1 protein-coding gene and 1 pseudogene are annotated in these 572 nt (G+C 70.5%); both read right to left on the bottom strand.

Annotated features, from left to right (window positions below; translation table 11 throughout):
• Positions 1–406: epoxide hydrolase family protein (locus tag VS93_RS28785; protein ID WP_394298853.1), on the bottom strand; the 406-nt coding region annotated here is incomplete at its 3' end.
• 23 nt (positions 407–429) lie between these two features.
• A pseudogene (locus tag VS93_RS33620) lies at positions 430–528 on the bottom strand (hypothetical protein); the annotation flags it as partial.
• Between the last annotated feature and the right edge of the window lie 44 nt (positions 529–572).

Raw genomic sequence — 572 nt, forward strand, 5'->3', positions numbered from 1 at the left:
CCCCGTGGGCGATATAGCGGTCGTATCCGAGGCGGTGCATCAGTGTGGCCCAGGCGCGGGCGATGCGGGTGCTGGTCCAGCCGGGTTCGCGGGTGGGCCCGGAGAAGCCGAACCCGGGCAGGGAGGGCACCACCACATGGAAGGCCTGGGCGCGGGGGTTGGTGAGCGGGCCGATCAGTTCGCTGAACTCGGCGATCGAGCCGGGCCGGCCGTGGGTGAGGAGCAGCGCCGGCGCGCCGGGGTCGGGTGAGCGCACGTGGGCGAAGTGGATGGGCCGGCCCGCGATGGTGGTGTGGAACTGCGCGAAGGTGTTGAGGCGGGCCTCCTGAGCGCGCCAGTCGTAGCCGGTGCGCCAGTAGTGGGCCAGGTCTTTGAGAGGTAGTCCGGGGGGACCCCGTAGGACCAGCCCACCCCGGCCAGGACCTCGGGCCGGCGGGTGCGCTCCAGCCGATCGTGCAGATCCTCCGGTTCGGCTTGGGCCACCTCGATACGAAACGGACGAATCTCCGTGCTGCTCGCTGTGCTCATGGTGGCCACGCTAGAAACAATCGCGGCCGGTTCCAGACCGCGAT

The sequence above is a fragment of the Allosalinactinospora lopnorensis genome, from assembly GCF_000981225.1.
Lineage (GTDB): Bacteria > Actinomycetota > Actinomycetes > Streptosporangiales > Streptosporangiaceae > Allosalinactinospora > Allosalinactinospora lopnorensis.